This is a genomic window from Arthrobacter sp. ZGTC131 (assembly GCF_002929275.1).
Taxonomy (GTDB): domain Bacteria; phylum Actinomycetota; class Actinomycetes; order Actinomycetales; family Micrococcaceae; genus Arthrobacter.
This window is the reverse complement of sequence record NZ_PJIK01000035.1, coordinates 1-3,715: the sequence shown is the minus strand read 5'-3', so window position 1 is coordinate 3,715 and position 3,715 is coordinate 1. Positions and strand designations below refer to the sequence as shown.

2 rRNA genes are annotated in these 3,715 nt (G+C 55.2%); both read left to right on the top strand.

From position 1 onward, the window contains the following. Positions 1 to 263 precede the first annotated feature (263 nt). Positions 264 to 3,389: ribosomal RNA gene (locus tag CXQ90_RS21500) — 23S ribosomal RNA — on the top strand. 208 nt (positions 3,390 to 3,597) lie between these two features. Beyond that, positions 3,598 to 3,714, top strand: a 5S ribosomal RNA gene (rrf, locus tag CXQ90_RS21495). Position 3,715 lies beyond the last annotated feature (1 nt).

Genomic DNA, 3,715 nt, shown 5'->3' with positions numbered 1-3,715 from the left:
CCGGGTTTTGTGTTTCTGGTTTCCTGGCTGCACCGATCATGCATGTATCGGCCCGTTTTTGTGTGGGTTGTGTGTGTGGGGTGTGTGGTACGGGGTTGTTGTTTGAGAACTACATAGTGGACGCGAGCATCTTTTATAAGAAGCAATTTCCAAGAATATGAACCTGGATCTGGCTGCGCGTGATGGTACTGCCCCTTGGGGTGGTGTTGTTGGGTGTGGTTGGTTTCGTGGTTCTCTCGAAAATAGCGTTTTTGATCTTTTGTGGTCAAGTTTTTAAGAGCACACGGTGGATGCCTTGGCATTAGGAGCCGAAGAAGGACGTAGGAATCTGCGATAAGCCTGGGGGAGTCGATAACCGGACTGTGATCCCAGGGTGTCCGAATGGGGAAACCCCGCCAGACGCTTCGTGTGATCTGGTGACCCGCATCTGAACACATAGGGTGCGTGGAGGGAACGCGGGGAAGTGAAACATCTCAGTACCCGCAGGAAGAGAAAACAATAGTGATTCCGTTAGTAGTGGCGAGCGAACGCGGATCAGGCTAAACCGTTCCATGTGTGATAGCCGGCGGGCGTTGCATGGGCGGGGTTGTGGGACTTTCCGTGCTGTCTCTGCCGGGACAGCGAGGTGAGGTGCAGGTATAGGTGAACGGTCTTGAAAGGCCGGCCGTAGAGGGTGTGAGCCCCGTAACCGTAATGCTGTGTACCGCCTGGAGAGTATCCCAAGTAGCACGGGGCCCGAGAAATCCCGTGTGAATCTGTCAGGACCACCTGATAAGCCTAAATACTCCCTAATGACCGATAGCGGACCAGTACCGTGAGGGAAAGGTGAAAAGTACCCCGGGAGGGGAGTGAAACAGTACCTGAAACCGTGTGCTTACAATCCGTCGGAGCCAGTCTGATTCTGGTGACGGCGTGCCTTTTGAAGAATGAGCCTGCGAGTTAGTGTTACGTCGCGAGGTTAACCCGTGTGGGGAAGCCGTAGCGAAAGCGAGTCTGAATAGGGCGTTGCAGTGGCGTGATCTAGACCCGAAGCGAAGTGATCTACCCATGGCCAGGTTGAAGCGACGGTAAGACGTCGTGGAGGACCGAACCCACTTCAGTTGAAAATGGAGGGGATGAGCTGTGGGTAGGGGTGAAAGGCCAATCAAACTTCGTGATAGCTGGTTCTCCCCGAAATGCATTTAGGTGCAGCGTTGCGTGTTTCTTACCGGAGGTAGAGCTACTGGATGGCTAATGGGCCCTACAAGGTTACTGACGTCAGCCAAACTCCGAATGCCGGTAAGTGAGAGCGCAGCAGTGAGACTGTGGGGGATAAGCTTCATAGTCGAGAGGGAAACAGCCCAGACCACCAACTAAGGCCCCTAAGCGTGTGCTAAGTGGGAAAGGATGTGGAGTTGCGAAGACAACCAGGAGGTTGGCTTAGAAGCAGCCATCCTTAAAAGAGTGCGTAATAGCTCACTGGTCAAGTGATTCCGCGCCGACAATGTAGCGGGGCTCAAGTACACCGCCGAAGTTGTGGCATTCACATATTTTCCAAGCCTTCGTGGTTCAGGAGTGTGGATGGGTAGGGGAGCGTCGTGTGGGCGGTGAAGTCGCGGTGTAAACCAGCGGTGGAGCCTACACGAGTGAGAATGCAGGCATGAGTAGCGAAAGACGGGTGAGAAACCCGTCCGCCGGATGATCAAGGGTTCCAGGGTCAAGCTAATCTGCCCTGGGTAAGTCGGGACCTAAGGCGAGGCCGACAGGCGTAGTCGATGGACAACGGGTTGATATTCCCGTACCGGCGAAAAACCGCCCATGCTGAACAGGGGATACTAACCGCCCGAGACCTGACCAATCACCCTTGTGGTGTGCGGTTTTTGGTGGAGCGCGGGACCTGATCCTGGGAGGCAAGCGTATTAACAGGTGTGACGCAGGAAGGTAGCCGAGCCGGGCGATGGTTGTCCCGGTCCAAGGATGTAGGGCGAACGGTAGGCAAATCCGCCGTTCATGATGCCTGAGATCTGACGGGACTCCCGTAAAGGGGGGATTCGGTGATCCTATGCTGCCTAGAAAAGCATCGGCGCGAGGTTTTAGCCGCCCGTACCCCAAACCGACACAGGTGATCAGGTAGAGAATACTAAGGCGATCGAGAGAATTATGGTTAAGGAACTCGGCAAAATGCCCCCGTAACTTCGGGAGAAGGGGGGCCCCAACCTTGAACACCACTTGCTGGTGGGAGGGGATCGGGGCCGCAGAGACCAGGGGGAAGCGACTGTTTACTAAAAACACAGGTCCGTGCGAAGTCGCAAGACGATGTATACGGACTGACTCCTGCCCGGTGCTGGAAGGTTAAGAGGACCGGTTAGCCGCAAGGCGAAGCTGAGAATTCAAGCCCCAGTAAACGGCGGTGGTAACTATAACCATCCTAAGGTAGCGAAATTCCTTGTCGGGTAAGTTCCGACCTGCACGAATGGAGTAACGACTTCCCCGCTGTCTCAACCATAAACTCGGCGAAATTGCAGTACGAGTAAAGATGCTCGTTACGCGCAGCAGGACGGAAAGACCCCGAGACCTTTACTATAGTTTGGTATTGGTGTTCGGAGTGGCTTGTGTAGGATAGGTGGGAGACGTTGAAGCCCGGACGCCAGTTCGGGTGGAGTCATCGTTGAAATACCACTCTGGTCACTTTGGACATCTAACTTCGGCCCGTAATCCGGGTCAGGGACAGTGCCTGATGGGTAGTTTAACTGGGGCGGTTGCCTCCTAAAAAGTAACGGAGGCGCCCAAAGGTTCCCTCAGCCTGGTTGGCAATCAGGTGTCGAGTGTAAGTGCACAAGGGAGCTTGACTGTGAGAGAGACATCTCGAGCAGGGACGAAAGTCGGGACTAGTGATCCGGCGGTACATTGTGGAATGGCCGTCGCTCAACGGATAAAAGGTACCTCGGGGATAACAGGCTGATCTTGCCCAAGAGTCCATATCGACGGCATGGTTTGGCACCTCGATGTCGGCTCGTCGCATCCTGGGGCTGGAGTAGGTCCCAAGGGTTGGGCTGTTCGCCCATTAAAGCGGTACGCGAGCTGGGTTTAGAACGTCGTGAGACAGTTCGGTCCCTATCCGCTGCGCGCGCAGGAAATTTGAGAAGGGCTGTCCTTAGTACGAGAGGACCGGGACGGACGAACCTCTGGTGTGTCAGTTGTACTGCCAAGTGCACCGCTGATTAGCTACGTTCGGATGGGATAACCGCTGAAAGCATCTAAGCGGGAAGCTCGCTTCGAGATGAGATTTCCATACACCTTGTGTGTGAGAGGCCCCCAGCCAGACCACTGGGTTGATAGGCCGGATGTGGAAGCGAGGACTAACGACTCGTGAAGCTGACCGGTACTAATAGGCCGATAACTTACACCACACACCACCCCGCAAACGGATTCAAAAGCGTTTGCAACCAGGGGTGGTAAAAAGAAAACAAGACTGCTTGCGTCCACTATGTGGTTCCCAACCAACAAACCCGCACCACGGGCACGTTGCACGGAACCGACAACTGAATAACAACACCACAGTTGTAACACCAGATTTCCCCACCACGACCCCCAGGGCGGCGGTGGCGGAGCAAGGGTTACGGCGGTCATAGCGTGGGGGAAACGCCCGGTCCCATTCCGAACCCGGAAGCTAAGACCCACAGCGCCGATGGTACTGCACCCGGGAGGGTGTGGGAGAGTAGGTCACCGCCGGACA